This window comes from Agrobacterium sp. MA01 (genome assembly GCF_009650195.1).
Classification (GTDB): domain Bacteria; phylum Pseudomonadota; class Alphaproteobacteria; order Rhizobiales; family Rhizobiaceae; genus Allorhizobium.
Map to the genome: position 1 here is coordinate 119962 of NZ_CP045854.1, position 12431 is coordinate 132392.

Genomic DNA, 12431 nt, shown 5'->3' on the forward strand with positions numbered 1-12431 from the left:
TCGGTGAGCACTTCCGCCGCATGCAATCTATTAATGAAATTTAACCTAGTGGCACGCTGACTCCGTGACAAGAGTCGGGGGAATCATCTGGAATCGATTTTCCGGTTTTCCCCAACTTGCTTCCCGAGTGAGTCAAGTATGCAACAGGTGGAATCTTGTCGCGCACGCTTCTGGCGCGAGCCGGCCAAATCGGCGCCTACTCCTGCGATTCCTATGGAATTCGTTGACATTGCAGGGTGAAATGCCGATAGTGCCCGCGCCGCCGCAAGGCGGCATTTTTAATTGTTTCGAGGCCTGCAAAGGGCCGCGCCGTCCCTTGGGCGGATCGTCGAGAAGGAACGTGAAAGCCATGGCCGAAGCTACGCCGCTCTATCAGACCTATAATCGGGCGCCGCTGCGTTTCGAGCGAGGCGAGGGCGTCTGGCTTGTGACGGAAAGTGGCGAGCGTTATCTCGATTTCGCCGCCGGCGTTGCCGTCACCTCGGTCGGCCATGGGCATCCCCATGTCGTCGGCGCCCTCAAAGATCAGGCCGACAAGGTCTGGCACCTCTCCAATCTCTACGAGGTGCCGGGGCAGGAAGTGCTGGCCAAGCGCCTGACCGATGTGACCTTTGCCGACCGCGTGTTCTTTACCAATTCCGGCGCCGAAGCGCTGGAATGCGCAATCAAGACGGCGCGCCGCTATCACTTCGCCAAGGGGCACCCGGAGAAGTTCCACATCATCACGATGGAAGGCGCCTTCCATGGCCGTACCATCGCGACGATCGCAGCGGGTGGCCAGGAGAAGTATATGGAGGGCTTCGGCCCCAAGGCGCCCGGCTTCGACCAGGTGCCTTTTGGTGACATCGAAGCCGTCAAGGCGGCAATCACAGACGCGACCGCTGCAATCCTGGTTGAGCCGGTGCAGGGCGAGGGCGGCATTCGTCCGATCCCGGTGGAGATGCTGCGCGCCTTGCGCGACCTCTGCGACGAGCACGGCCTGCTGTTGATCCTCGACGAAGTGCAGTGCGGTGTTGGCCGCACGGGCAAGCTTTTTGCCCATGAATGGGCCGGCATCACGCCCGACCTCATGGCGGTCGCCAAGGGCATCGGCGGTGGCTTCCCGCTCGGCGCTTGCCTGGCAACCGAAGAGGCCGCTTACGGCATGAAACCCGGAACGCATGGCTCGACCTATGGCGGCAACCCGCTTGGTATGGCGGTCGGCAATGCTGTTCTCGACGTCGTGCTCGGCGACGGTTTCCTCGACAATGTTCGCGACACAGCGCTCGTCTTCCGCCAGGGTCTCGCCTCGCTGAAGGATCGTTACCCAGATGTGATCGAGGAAGTGCGCGGCGAAGGCCTGATGCTCGGCATCAAGGCCAAGATCCCGAACACCGAACTCTTGTTGGCAATGCGCGACGAGCATCTGCTCGGCGTTCCCGCCGGCGACAATGTTATCCGTCTCCTGCCGCCGCTGACGGTGACCGCCGAAGAAGCTCGCGACGGTCTCGCCCGTATCGAACACGCTGCGGAGCACATCCGCGCCAAGGCCGCAGTCCAAGCATCTGCCTAAGACAGGACCCATTCATGGCATCTCCCAAGCATTTTCTCGATCTCTCCGCCATGACGGCCGGGGACCTGCGCGGCATTCTTGAGGACGCGAAGACCCGCAAGCAGGCGACCAAGGCCGGCACCGCTGACAAGCCGCTCGCCGGCAAGATGCTGGCAATGATTTTTGAGAAGCCGTCCACCCGCACGCGTGTTTCCTTCGATGTCGGCATGCGTCAGCTCGGTGGCGAGACTTTGTTCCTGTCGGGCACGGAAATGCAGCTCGGTCGCGCTGAGACCATTGGCGACACCGCCAAGGTGCTGTCGCGCTATGTCGATGCGATCATGATCCGTACCACTGACCATACCCGTCTCCTGGAGATGGCCGAGCATGCGACGGTTCCGGTCATCAACGCCCTGACGGATCTCACCCACCCCTGCCAGATCATGGCGGACATCATGACCATCGAGGAGCATCGTGGCCCCGTGACGGGCAAGACGCTCGCCTGGACCGGCGACGGCAACAATGTCCTCCATTCGCTGGTCGAAGGTGCGGCCCGTTTCGGCTACCGGATGAACATGGCCGTGCCGCTCGGCTCTGAGCCCGATGACAAGATCCTCAACTGGGCCCGCAACAACGGCGGCGAGATCATGCTTTGCCATGATGCCGATCGTGCGGTCGCCGGCGTTGACGCCGTGATCACGGACACCTGGGTGTCGATGAACCAGGAGCACAAGGCACGCGGCCATAACGTCTTCCAGCCTTTCCAGGTCAATGCGGAGCTGATGAAGAAGGCGAAGGAGGAGGCCCTCTTCCTGCACTGCCTGCCGGCCCATCGCGGCGAAGAAGTCACCGACGAGGTGATCGATGGCGCGCAGTCGGTGGTCTTCGACGAGGCCGAGAACCGCCTGCATGCGCAGAAGTCGATCCTTGCCTGGTGCCTCGGCGCGATCTGAGGCCGGGCAGGGGCTTTGGCGCCCGACTTGACCTTTGGCACGGGTGATCCCATCTGTGCCGTTTCTGATCGGGCCGCTCGGGCCCAGCGTTTGGCGCTTCAAGTGCCGGGAGTACATTCATGTCGATGAGACAAGCAGAACTCGGCGAATTCGGTTTCGCCGGTGACGATCGTGTGGTTCCCTTCCAGGTGGAGGGCCTCGACGTGCGCGGCCGCGCGGTCCAGCTCGGACCGCTGATCAATTCCATTCTCGACCGTCACGCCTATCCGGCGCCGGTCGCGCGGCTTCTCGCCGAAGCCATAGTCTTGACGGTGTTGATCGGCACATCGCTGAAGTTCGAGGGCAAGTTCACGGTCCAGACCAAGGGCGATGGCCCGGTCGACCTGCTGGTTGCCGATTTCAGCTCGCCTGAAAACGTGCGCGCTTATGCCCGCTTCGACGAGCAGGCAGTGGCCGATGCAGTCGCGGCCGGTCGTGCTTCGCCCGAGGAGCTCCTCGGCGAAGGCGTGCTCGCCTTTACCATTGATCAGGGCTCCTTCATGCAGCCTTATCAGGGTATTGTGCCGCTCGACGGAACGTCGTTGGAAGACATTGCCGGCGTCTACTTCCGCCAGTCGGAACAGATCCCGACACGCGTACGCCTGGGAGCCGCCGAACTCTTCGATCGGGATGCAGACGGCAAGCCACGTCGCACATGGCGGGCAGGTGGTCTCATCGCCCAGTTCCTGCCGGATGCGCCAGAGCGGATGCGCCAGCCGGATCTGCGCGGTGGAGACGGCGACGACCGGGATGCCGATTTGCACGGCGACGATGCCTGGGATGAGGCTCGCATGCTCGTCGAGACGATCCATGCCGACGAACTGACCGATCCGCAGGTGGGTATCGAACGGCTGCTGTTCCGCCTCTTCCACGAGCGGGGTGTGCGGGCTTACGAGCCAAAGGCGGTTTACGACCGCTGCAGTTGCTCGCGCGAGCGCCTGAAGGGGGTTCTCCAGGGCTTCTCCGCTGAAGAGATCGAGGCGAGCACCGAAGACGGCACGATCACGGTGACCTGCGAATTCTGCTCGACCAACTATGATTTCGAGCCGGGAGAGCTGACGCCGGCTTGATCCAGTGAAGCGCTGAATATGAGAAGGCCGGAGTGATCCGGCCGTTTCTTTGTGTAGAGCGTAGCGGGCGCCGATAAGGCCCACGCTTCTTATGATGCCGGGCGATCGCCGATTACCTGCTCGACCGCGATTTCCGCCATGTCGAGGATCGCGTTACGCGAATTTGCCGCCGCGATGAAGCGGCCGTTGTGACAGAAGGTGGCACCCTTCACACCGCAGACGGCCTCCAGATCGCTATTGCTCAAACCTGCCCAGGCAGCGGGCAGGTCCGCGCGCTGCTCGAAACTGCCTTCCGCCTTGCGGATCCCGGTAATGCACCAGTCCTTGTCGCGCGGGTGAATGACGAAGAGCAGATGGTCGGCGCCTGCCTTGACGATGGCCGGGCGGAATGGCATGCCCATCGGCAATTCCAGGACGCGACCTTCGCCTGTCGCTGCGATCGCTTCCAGCACCATGGTCTCTGCACGCAGCTTGGCCGCCCGCTGGCCGATGGCGGCTTCGACGATCATCCGTGCAATCGAAAGGGCGGACTGGAAGCCGCGATCGTCGGCGCCGGGCTCCTTGTTGTCGAAAACGGGCTTCAGCGTTTCGAGGAGGCTCGGCAGGGTGAGATCGGCCAGTGGCCCAGCCGTGGCAGGGCTGATCGCGCCATTGTCCATCAGGTCGACCGGCAGCACGAACTTCGCATCGAAGCCCTGGTGGATTGCCTCGATATGATCGGCCGGCAGACCCATGGCCGCAAGATAGGCGCGCCCATAATGCTTCCAGATGAGCCCGAAGGAGCTGTAGGGCTGACCGTCGTCGCGAAGCGGTGCGCCGCGCTGATGATGGTCGAAGATCTGCGCTTCGGCGTCATAGGCGCCGCCAACATCGTAGATGATCCGGTCGGATGCCGGAGTGATCCAGTCTGGCGCACGGCTGCGCACGATCTGTGCGTCTGGGTAAAGCCGCGAGAGGATGACGGACGACAGCAGTTCGTCGGCATGGAAGCCGCCACTATGGGTGACGAGATGGGTAATGCTCATGCCGGTTTGGCCCTCTGGATGGCGTCGGGATCGATGTCTCCAGATAGCGGTTGGTGCCAGTCAACTCAACTGGCAATCGTCAATTGAGGGTGCGGACCATGCCTGGGCTGTCGAGGGAAAATGCCGGGATCTCGACGTCGAAGGCCTCTCCGTCGTCGGTTTCCATGCGGTAGGTGCCGTACATCATGCCGGAGGGCGTATCGAGTGGGCAGCCGGACGAGTATTCGTAGGTATCGCCAGGATTAAGGCGCGGCTGTTCGCCAACAACGCCCGGTCCGCTCACTTCGTCAACCTGACCGTTCTGGTCGGTAATGTGCCAGTAACGATGGGTCAGCCGCACGGGTTTTCCCGAGCGATTGGAGATCACGATCCGGTAGGCCCAGACATAGCGGCTGTCATCGGGGTCCGACTGTTCCTCGAGATAGTAAGGTTCGACCAGAACCTCTATGTCCCGTGTCAGCGCGCGATACATGCCTGGACCCTGAGAAAGCTTGTCATCAACAGTGATAGAGATGGCGCTCATTGTGGCGGCAGCAAGGGCGACACACAAACACCATGCCTTTTGAAGGGATAACGACGCAACTGCTTACGTCAAGGGCAATGCTCCAGCCGCAACGCCTGTCGCGGCTGAAATATTTGCGTACATGATCGCGGGCGTTGCGTTCAGACTGCCTTGAGTGCCCGTGCGAAGTCGTCCAGCAGGTCCTGCGTATCCTCGATCCCGCAGGAGAAGCGAACCGTACCCCCCGAAATTCCGAGCTCTGCCCGGGCCTCGTCGGAAAGGTTCTTGTGCGTCGTGGTCGCCGGATGGGTGATCAGGCTCTTCGCATCGCCGAGATTGTTGGAGATCTTGACGATCTCCATGGCGTTCTGAAGCTTGAAAGCGGCTTCCTTCCCGCCCTTCAGCTCGAAGCAGACCAGCGTTGAGCCGCCTGTCATCTGCTTTGCGATGATGTCGGCCTGCGGATGATCCTTGCGGCCGGGATAGATGACCTTGGCAACGGCACTCTGTTCCGCCAGGAAATCGGCAATCGCTGCAGCACTCGTGGTCTGCTGCTTCACCCGCAGCGGCAGCGTTTCCATGCCCTTGAGCAGCGTCCAGGCGTTGAACGGCGACATGGCAGGGCCCGTGTGGCGGAAATAGTCGTGCAGGTTCTCGTTGATCCATTCCTTCGACGACAAGACGACGCCACCAAGGCAGCGGCCCTGACCGTCGATATGCTTGGTCGCCGAATAGACGACGACATGCGCGCCGAGTTCCAGCGGCTTCTGGAAGAGGGGGGTAGCAAAGACGTTGTCGACGATCAGCTTCGCGCCGATCTGATCGGCGAGCTTGGCAACGCCTGCGACGTCGATCACTTCGAGCGTCGGATTGGTCGGGCTTTCGAGGAACATTACCTTGGTGTTTGGACGGATCGCCGCTTCCCAATTTGCAAGGTCGCGACCATCGACCAGGGTGCACTCGACGCCGTAGCGCGGCGCCAGCGTCTCGACGACATAGCGGCAGGAGCCGAACAGGGCGCGTGCGGCCACGATATGGTCGCCGGCCTTGACCTGGCAGAGCACGGCAGCAGCAACGGCCGCCATACCCGACGCCATCGCACGCGCATCCTCGGCGCCTTCCATCATGCACATGCGCTTTTCGAACATGTCATTGGTCGGGCTGCCATAGCGGGCGTAGATATAGCCGTCGTTCTCGCCCTTGAAGCGGGCTTCTGCCGCTTCCGAGCTTTCATAGACAAAGCCCTGGGTGAGGAAGATCGCTTCAGACGTCTCGCCATAAGGAGAGCGCAGCGTGCCGCCATGGACGAGGGTGGTGGCCGGGCGCCAGTTCTTGCTCATGCACGTGCCTTTCGAACACAAAAAAACCGGTCGCGTGAACGGACCGGTTTCGTAAACCCGGTCTATTTAGCCACTTGTTTAACGTGGCTGCAAGCCGACCGGCCAAATCACCACGGGATAAGGCAGCAATTACGCCTTCGCGGGCCTTGCGTCAATTGGTGGGCTTTGGTTTTGTCGAGCCCAAACAGGATAGAGAAAATGACCAGTAAACCCGGCATTCTGGCGGACCGCGCCATCGGCGCCTTGTTCGGCCAGGGACAGCTGATCAGCGAAGCCATGCTCGACCACGACCAGATCCAGCCGGCAAGCCTGGACTTGAGGCTCGGCGGCAAGGCGATCCGGGTGCGCGCCAGCTTCATGCCGGGCAGGGGCCATACGGTTGCCGAGAAGCTGGAACGCCTGACCTTGCACGAGATCGATCTCGAAAACGGGGCGGTGCTTGAAACCGGCTGCGTCTACATCGTGCCCCTGATGGAAAGCCTCGACCTGCCGGCGGAGATCTCGGCTTCCGCCAATCCGAAGAGCTCGACCGGCCGCCTCGACATCTTCACCCGGGTGATGGTCGATTACGCCCAGGAATTCGACAAGGTGCCGGCCGGCTACAAGGGTCAGCTCTATCTCGAAATCTCGCCGCGCACCTTCCCGATCATCGTACGCCGCGGTTCGCGCCTGTCGCAGATACGTTTCCGCACCGGCCATGCGCTGCTCGGCGAGGCCGAACTCTTCGACCTGCACAAGGCCGAGACGCTGGTGGCGAGCGACATGCCGAATGTCTCGGGCGGTGGCATTGCGCTGTCGATCGATCTGAAGGGATCGGGGCCGCAAGGCCTGATCGGCTATCGCGGCAAGCACCACACCTCGGTCATCGATGTTGATCTCAAAGGCGCCCACGAGGTGCTGGATTTCTGGGAGCCACTCTACAGCCGCGGCCGCGACGAACTGATCCTCGATCCGGACGAGTTTTACATCCTGGTCTCGAACGAGGCCGTGCATGTGCCGCCGCTCTATGCCGCCGAAATGACACCCTACGACCCCTTGGTCGGCGAGTTCCGCGTGCATTACGCCGGCTTCTTTGATCCGGGCTTCGGCCATGCGCCGGCCGGCGGCTCAGGCAGTCGCGCGGTTCTGGAAGTCCGCAGCCACGAAGTGCCCTTCATCCTCGAGCACGGCCAGGTCATCGGCCGCCTGGTCTACGAGCACATGCAGGAGCGCCCGGAAGGCCTCTACGGCACGGGCCTCGGCTCCAACTATCAGGCGCAGGGCTTGAAGCTGTCGAAACACTTCCGTTTGCCCTGACGAAAGAGGGGCATCACCGCGCCCCTTTGTATTCCATTCGGCTTGACACTTCGGCCGAACTGTTGGATTCGTCAGACCGCGCGCGGGTGTAGCTCAATGGTAGAGCAGCAGCTTCCCAAGCTGAATACGAGGGTTCGATTCCCTTCACCCGCTCCAGCGACGCCCTTCACCTCGCCGGAATTCAGACTTTTCCTTTTCTAGTAATTGCATAGTCTGAGGCGGAGTCTTGGAACTTAAGAAATTCGGCCAGCCAATTTTTGTATGCTTCGTCAAAGCCATTAGTGAGGGCAGACACTTCCCCGTTAAGACGCTTCTGTCCTGCACTAGCCATCCAAGCTTGGTAGCCAGATGAGGCTGCGTCTAGCTTCTTGATCGGCTGAACCAAATCTTTAAAATTGGTGAGAACTATAGATCGCGCTTTGTAAATTGGAGGCGGACCCGCCTCTAACCTTTCTCCAAAGACCAGTGACCTTCTTTTCAGATCGAGCCAGTGGTCGTGTTCATATGCAGATGCCATCATCTCATCAAACCTTTGGGTCCTTATGCTCTGTCGCGAAGCCCGCGAACCTAACAGGTGCGACATCACCGGACCTATCGCCCCTCCAAGTACTGCGAGAGCTCCGCCCACGACGACCGGTAGCAGAATTGACCAGATTTCAGGACCAATTGGGGCGTCACTCATTTTTCCACTTTCGCTCTTACTGGGCTGGCGCTGAAGTATGCGGAGCTAATGCGAGGCAAACTTCGTAAACGCTGCCAGCAGGTCGCCGAGCCGCTTGGCGGTCGCTTCGTCCGTCAGCTTGCCCTCGGCGTCGAACAGCGTATGGGCCCGCGACACCATCAGCCGCTTTTCCGAAAACGTCCGGCAGCCGAGCGTGTGCAGCACCGGGAGCCAGGCGTTCTGGCTGAGCAACGTGCCGAAATTGCCGGGTGAAGCGCCGACGAGCGCGAAGGGCTTGTTGCCGAAAACCTTGCCCATGTCGGAAGAGGGGCGTGACAGCCAGTCGATGGCATTCTTGAAGGCGCCGGGGATGCCGTTGTTGTATTCGGGCGTAAACAGGATCACGCCGTCGGCGGCGATGATCTTTTGCTTGAGCGCGGTGACAGCAGCCGGGATGCCCTCGGCTTCCTCGAGGTCGCCGTCATAAAGCGGTATGCCGTGAATGCCGGCTGTATCCATCCGGTAACCGTCTGCCGGCAAGGCTGCGGCAGCTTGCATCATAGCCGTGTTGAGCGAGCCCTTGCGCAGGCTTCCCGAAATGCCGAGCAGTGTCACCATGTTCGTCGTCTCCCGATCGGATTTGTTGCTTCAACACTATGGTGCCGATGGCGTCCGAGCAATCACTCGGACGCCGGCAAAATGGCTCGACTGGGGCGATGCGGTGTCTTGTTCCAGTGAAAAGGCTTCAGCCTGAGTTCGATCACGGCCTTCCAGGCCGCCAGCGACACGGCCATCCAGTAGACCGGGATCATTGCCCATTTCCAGCCGACGCCCTCCTTCTCGCCCTTGCTCATCGGGGTCGCGCCGAGCACGAAGAAGATCGCGTAGCTTCCGAGGATGTTGAATATGTCCATGGCGAGCAAGATCGTCGTGAAGAGGCTCGGCTGGGCAACCGGGACCTGCATCAGGGAGACCGCAAGCAGCGTCAGGAAGACGATCAGGCCGGGATGGCTGAGCGCTGCAATCAGCATGCCGCCGACCAGGAGCTGAAAGACGAGAAAGGACAGAAATCCCATGTCGCGCGCGGTTCGCAGGGGCTGGCGCATCAGCACCAGCCAGGTCTGCAGCCATCCCTTGTACCAGCGGGTCCGCTGCGCGAGCCAGATCCGGAAATCGGTCGGCGCATCCTCGTAGGTTGGCAGCGTCAGGGTCGATGATCGATACCCCATTCTGTAGAGACGCATGCCGAGATCTGCATCTTCGGTGACATTGTAGGGATCCCAGCCGCCGATGGCTCTGAGGAGGGCGGTCTTGAAATGGTTGGAGGTGCCGCCGAGCGGCAGTGGCATGCGGTAGTAGCCGAGGGCTGGCAGTAGTCTGCGGAACAGCGCCGAATATTCGAGCGCGAAAATGGCGCTGATCCAGCTTTCGCCGGCATTGCCGATCACGAGCGGCGCCTGCAGGCAGGCGAGATCCGGCGGACCGAGCCGGAAGGCGTGATAGGCTTCCCTCAACTGCTGCGGATGTGGCCGATCCTCGGCATCGTAGATGGTGAGGAACTCCCCGCGTGCGCCGGCCAGAGCATAGGTGAGTGCCTTGGGCTTGGTGCGCGGCGCCATGGCCGGCACGGCCACCACCTCGACATGAGGGCCGGGATTGGATCGACGGATCGCCTCGATCGTCTCGTGATCATCGGCCTCGCAGACCAGCTTGACGTCCAGGAGACTGCGCGGCCATTCGAGCTCGTCGAGGGCTGCGAGTAGTTGCGGCACGACATCGGCCTCCCGATAAAGCGCCACCATGACGGTGTAGACAGGCAGAACATCGCTGCCATGCTCGAGCTTTGCTTCGCAGACCCGGGGGCGTCGCCCATGCGAGACGACGGCCATGCGCAGCAGGAGAGCAGCCGTATGAAAGAGCGAAAGTGTGAGGTGACTGATGACGGCGGCGAGCATCGGCGCCATGATCGAAAAAAGACAGATCAGACAGAGCCCGGCCCCGGCCACGAAGCCTTGGTCACCGGTCACCACGAGCCGCGCCGAAAGAGGCTGGAGCGTATCGAACAGACCGCGCACGGCCTGGCCTACGCGTCTGTTTTCCCCCACCTTCCAGCTGGCACGCCGGATGGCAGTCGGCGTCGTCACGACCAGGGTGCCGGCGCCCGGTCCGTTCCGACCGAAGCGTTTTGCGAGGCCCTCCATGTTGAGAATGTGCGGGGCAATCGCCACGATCGGCGGTCGGTCGCTATAGTGCAGCCGCAGCATGCGCGGCTCCGCGAGCTGGGTGTCGCTGTAAGCATGGTCCACAAGCAACGAAGGATCGATTTCCGGCAGGAAGGGCAGGCCATACATCCGCGCCAGACCCGCAAAATAGGCCTCTTCCTCGACGGTGCCGCTGGCGAGCAGTTCGGCCTCGACAGAGGTCCCGTTGACAGCGGCGCGCTTCGCCATCCGGGCAATCATCGGTTTGGAAATGCCGAGCACGTGCAGCAATCGGGCTTCGCATTTCAGCCGGCTCAGACTCTCCATATCGGCTGCGCTTACCGCGCTCCGCTGCTCTTGCCCCCGCGTTGATCCTGGGCGCGCGGCGACCATCCGCGGGCCATATTCCCTCGTCCACACCAAGCTGCTACACGTCATCCGGTCTGAACGACGCCCCACCCTGACCACGGTTGAAGATGATAGAGATACGCGCAAAAGTTACATCCCTAGATTTTGTGGGGTTGTGGCCCTGGGTCACCGCGATTCTTCTCGTCGCGCTACTGTCCGCGCCGCCTGTGCGGGCTCAGGAAACCGATCTTCCTGTCCTCTTCGACACACGCGAACGGCTGGTGCGGCCGGATGTCAGCAGCGTGCTTCGGCTGCGTTTCCTGACCACCACGGATTTTCCGCCTTTCAACTTCATCGACCAGAGCGGCCGGCTGACGGGTTTCCATGTCGATCTTGCGCGCGCTCTCTGTGACGAGCTCGGTCTTCAGACCCGCTGCCAGATCCAGGCTCTGCCTTATGAACAGTTGACCTCGGCGCTGGAAAGCGGGCAGGGGGAAGCGGTGATGGCGGGCATCGCGGTGACGGAGGAAATGCGCGAAAGGTTCAATTTCACGCGACCCTATCTTCTGTTGCCCGCGCGTTTCCTCAGGGGAAACGACGTTGTCCTTGCTCGTCAGGATGCCCAGGCTCTCTCCGGCCGCAAGGTTGGCGTCGTCAAGGATACAGCGCACGAAGCCATGTTGAAGGCTTTCTTTCCCGGCATCACACCGACGACCTTCGAGGACCAGGGAGCGCTCATGGCCGGGCTGAAGGGAAGCCAGGTCGAGGCTGTCTTCGCTGATGCCCTGCAACTCTCCTTCTGGATGATGAGCCCTGAAGCCGCTGGCTGCTGCGGCTTTCTCGATGGCCCCTTTTTGTCGGAGCGCCATCTCGGCGAAGGCATGACCCTCATGGTCGGCGGACAGGACACAGCCCTTTCCGCCGCGCTCGACAGCGCCCTTGCTGCGCTGTCGAAGGACGGGCGGCTGGAAGAAATCTATCTGCGCTATTTCCCGGTCGGGCTTTTCTGAGGCGATCAGACCTGGCGATAGCGGGCCGATGCGCTGCGCTCCAGAGCGGCGCAGGTGAGCTTGTCCAGCGCAAGGCGATCCCGCAGCAGCTGCAGCAGGCGCATTTCCTCGGCGCGAAGGGTCAGGTCGACGGCAACGATTTCCACAGCCAGCGCATAGGCGGTCTCATGCAGCCACTCCGGCAGGGCGTCGCGAATGGTTTCGAGCGCGATGTCTAGACCCTCAGGCCCGGAAAGCAGGCTCGCGCAGCGCTGTGATACCTCGATCAGGCGCTCCTTGTCGAAATTCTCGAAGACCGGAAGAATATCGATCAGCTGGCCAATCCGCACGAGTTCCTTCTCGGCCATGGCATTGTCGACGGCAGACGCCATGACCATGACGAAGATCAGGGCTTCTTCCGGGGATACGGGCTTGTTCATGTATGAGGCTTTCCAGTTGATGTGGGCAAAGAGTAG

Annotated in this window: 12 protein-coding genes, 1 tRNA gene and 1 riboswitch; of the genes, 6 read left to right on the forward strand and 7 right to left on the reverse strand. The window is 61.5% G+C overall.

What is annotated here, in order from left to right:
* Positions 1-349: 349 nt before the first annotated feature.
* The 3 genes from GH983_RS00575 to GH983_RS00585 all read left to right on the forward strand — a co-directional run bounded on the left by GH983_RS00575 (position 350) and on the right by GH983_RS00585 (position 3593).
* A complete protein-coding gene (locus GH983_RS00575) occupies positions 350-1552 on the forward strand; it encodes an aspartate aminotransferase family protein (protein ID WP_153761346.1) in 1203 nt (400 codons plus the stop codon).
* A 14-nt stretch (positions 1553-1566) separates the two neighbouring features.
* Positions 1567-2484, forward strand: coding sequence for an ornithine carbamoyltransferase (argF, locus tag GH983_RS00580; RefSeq protein ID WP_054149076.1), 918 nt, complete (start codon positions 1567-1569; stop codon positions 2482-2484).
* A 119-nt stretch (positions 2485-2603) separates the two neighbouring features.
* A complete protein-coding gene (locus GH983_RS00585; protein WP_153761347.1) occupies positions 2604-3593 on the forward strand; it encodes an Hsp33 family molecular chaperone in 990 nt (329 codons plus the stop codon).
* An 89-nt stretch (positions 3594-3682) separates the two neighbouring features.
* Here the strand turns inward: GH983_RS00585 and GH983_RS00590 are convergent, their stop codons facing one another.
* From GH983_RS00590 to GH983_RS00600, 3 genes are all read right to left on the reverse strand, one after another.
* A complete protein-coding gene (locus tag GH983_RS00590; RefSeq protein ID WP_153761348.1) occupies positions 3683-4618 on the reverse strand; it encodes an MYG1 family protein in 936 nt (311 codons plus the stop codon).
* 79 nt (positions 4619-4697) lie between these two features.
* Entirely contained in the window at positions 4698-5090 is a 393-nt protein-coding gene (gene apaG / locus GH983_RS00595; RefSeq protein WP_054149073.1) for a Co2+/Mg2+ efflux protein ApaG, read from the reverse strand.
* Between the two features lie 191 nt (positions 5091-5281).
* A complete protein-coding gene (locus GH983_RS00600; RefSeq protein ID WP_069042402.1) occupies positions 5282-6460 on the reverse strand; it encodes an O-succinylhomoserine sulfhydrylase in 1179 nt (392 codons plus the stop codon).
* A gap of 45 nt (positions 6461-6505) precedes the next feature.
* Positions 6506-6584, reverse strand: a riboswitch (SAM riboswitch).
* A gap of 74 nt (positions 6585-6658) precedes the next feature.
* On the opposite strand from GH983_RS00600, the gene GH983_RS00605 reads away from it, so the two are divergent.
* Together GH983_RS00605 and GH983_RS00610 are read left to right on the forward strand one after the other, a co-directional pair.
* Positions 6659-7756 carry a 2'-deoxycytidine 5'-triphosphate deaminase gene (locus GH983_RS00605; protein WP_069042401.1) on the forward strand — a complete coding sequence of 366 codons (1098 nt, stop codon included), beginning with the start codon at positions 6659-6661 and terminating at the stop codon, positions 7754-7756.
* Positions 7757-7838: 82 nt separating this feature from the next.
* Positions 7839-7912: transfer RNA gene (locus GH983_RS00610), tRNA-Gly, on the forward strand.
* 25 nt (positions 7913-7937) lie between these two features.
* Here GH983_RS00610 and GH983_RS00615 read toward each other — a convergent pair.
* The 3 genes from GH983_RS00615 to GH983_RS00625 all read right to left on the reverse strand — a co-directional run bounded on the left by GH983_RS00615 (position 7938) and on the right by GH983_RS00625 (position 10945).
* Complete coding sequence (locus GH983_RS00615) at positions 7938-8276, reverse strand: hypothetical protein (protein ID WP_153761349.1); 339 nt, start codon at positions 8274-8276, stop codon at positions 7938-7940.
* 207 nt (positions 8277-8483) lie between these two features.
* Positions 8484-9035 (reverse strand): NADPH-dependent FMN reductase, encoded by a 552-nt coding sequence (locus GH983_RS00620; protein WP_153761350.1) that lies wholly within the window; start codon positions 9033-9035, stop codon positions 8484-8486.
* 62 nt (positions 9036-9097) lie between these two features.
* Positions 9098-10945 carry a glycosyltransferase family 2 protein gene (locus tag GH983_RS00625; RefSeq protein WP_153761351.1) on the reverse strand — a complete coding sequence of 616 codons (1848 nt, stop codon included), beginning with the start codon at positions 10943-10945 and terminating at the stop codon, positions 9098-9100.
* Between the two features lie 194 nt (positions 10946-11139).
* On the opposite strand from GH983_RS00625, the gene GH983_RS00630 reads away from it, so the two are divergent.
* On the forward strand, positions 11140-11976 hold the full coding sequence (locus tag GH983_RS00630; protein WP_153761352.1) for a transporter substrate-binding domain-containing protein: 837 nt from the start codon (positions 11140-11142) through the stop codon (positions 11974-11976).
* Between the two features lie 5 nt (positions 11977-11981).
* Here GH983_RS00630 and GH983_RS00635 read toward each other — a convergent pair whose 3' ends face one another.
* Positions 11982-12395: a tellurite resistance TerB family protein gene (locus GH983_RS00635; protein WP_069042397.1), complete on the reverse strand. Its 414-nt coding sequence runs from the start codon at positions 12393-12395 to the stop codon at positions 11982-11984.
* Between the last annotated feature and the right edge of the window lie 36 nt (positions 12396-12431).

Coding starts and splice junctions, on each gene's coding strand:
- GH983_RS00590 (WP_153761348.1), bottom strand. CDS start 4,618: ATGAGCATTACCCATCTCGTCACCCATAGTGGCGGCTTCCATGCCGAC.
- GH983_RS00615 (WP_153761349.1), bottom strand. CDS start 8,276: ATGATGGCATCTGCATATGAACACGACCACTGGCTCGATCTGAAAAGA.
- GH983_RS00635 (WP_069042397.1), bottom strand. CDS start 12,395: ATGAACAAGCCCGTATCCCCGGAAGAAGCCCTGATCTTCGTCATGGTC.
- GH983_RS00575 (WP_153761346.1), top strand. CDS start 350: ATGGCCGAAGCTACGCCGCTCTATCAGACCTATAATCGGGCGCCGCTG.
- GH983_RS00625 (WP_153761351.1), bottom strand. CDS start 10,945: ATGGAGAGTCTGAGCCGGCTGAAATGCGAAGCCCGATTGCTGCACGTG.
- argF (WP_054149076.1), top strand. CDS start 1,567: ATGGCATCTCCCAAGCATTTTCTCGATCTCTCCGCCATGACGGCCGGG.
- GH983_RS00620 (WP_153761350.1), bottom strand. CDS start 9,035: ATGGTGACACTGCTCGGCATTTCGGGAAGCCTGCGCAAGGGCTCGCTC.
- apaG (WP_054149073.1), bottom strand. CDS start 5,090: ATGTATCGCGCGCTGACACGGGACATAGAGGTTCTGGTCGAACCTTAC.
- GH983_RS00600 (WP_069042402.1), bottom strand. CDS start 6,460: ATGAGCAAGAACTGGCGCCCGGCCACCACCCTCGTCCATGGCGGCACG.
- GH983_RS00585 (WP_153761347.1), top strand. CDS start 2,604: ATGTCGATGAGACAAGCAGAACTCGGCGAATTCGGTTTCGCCGGTGAC.
- GH983_RS00605 (WP_069042401.1), top strand. CDS start 6,659: ATGACCAGTAAACCCGGCATTCTGGCGGACCGCGCCATCGGCGCCTTG.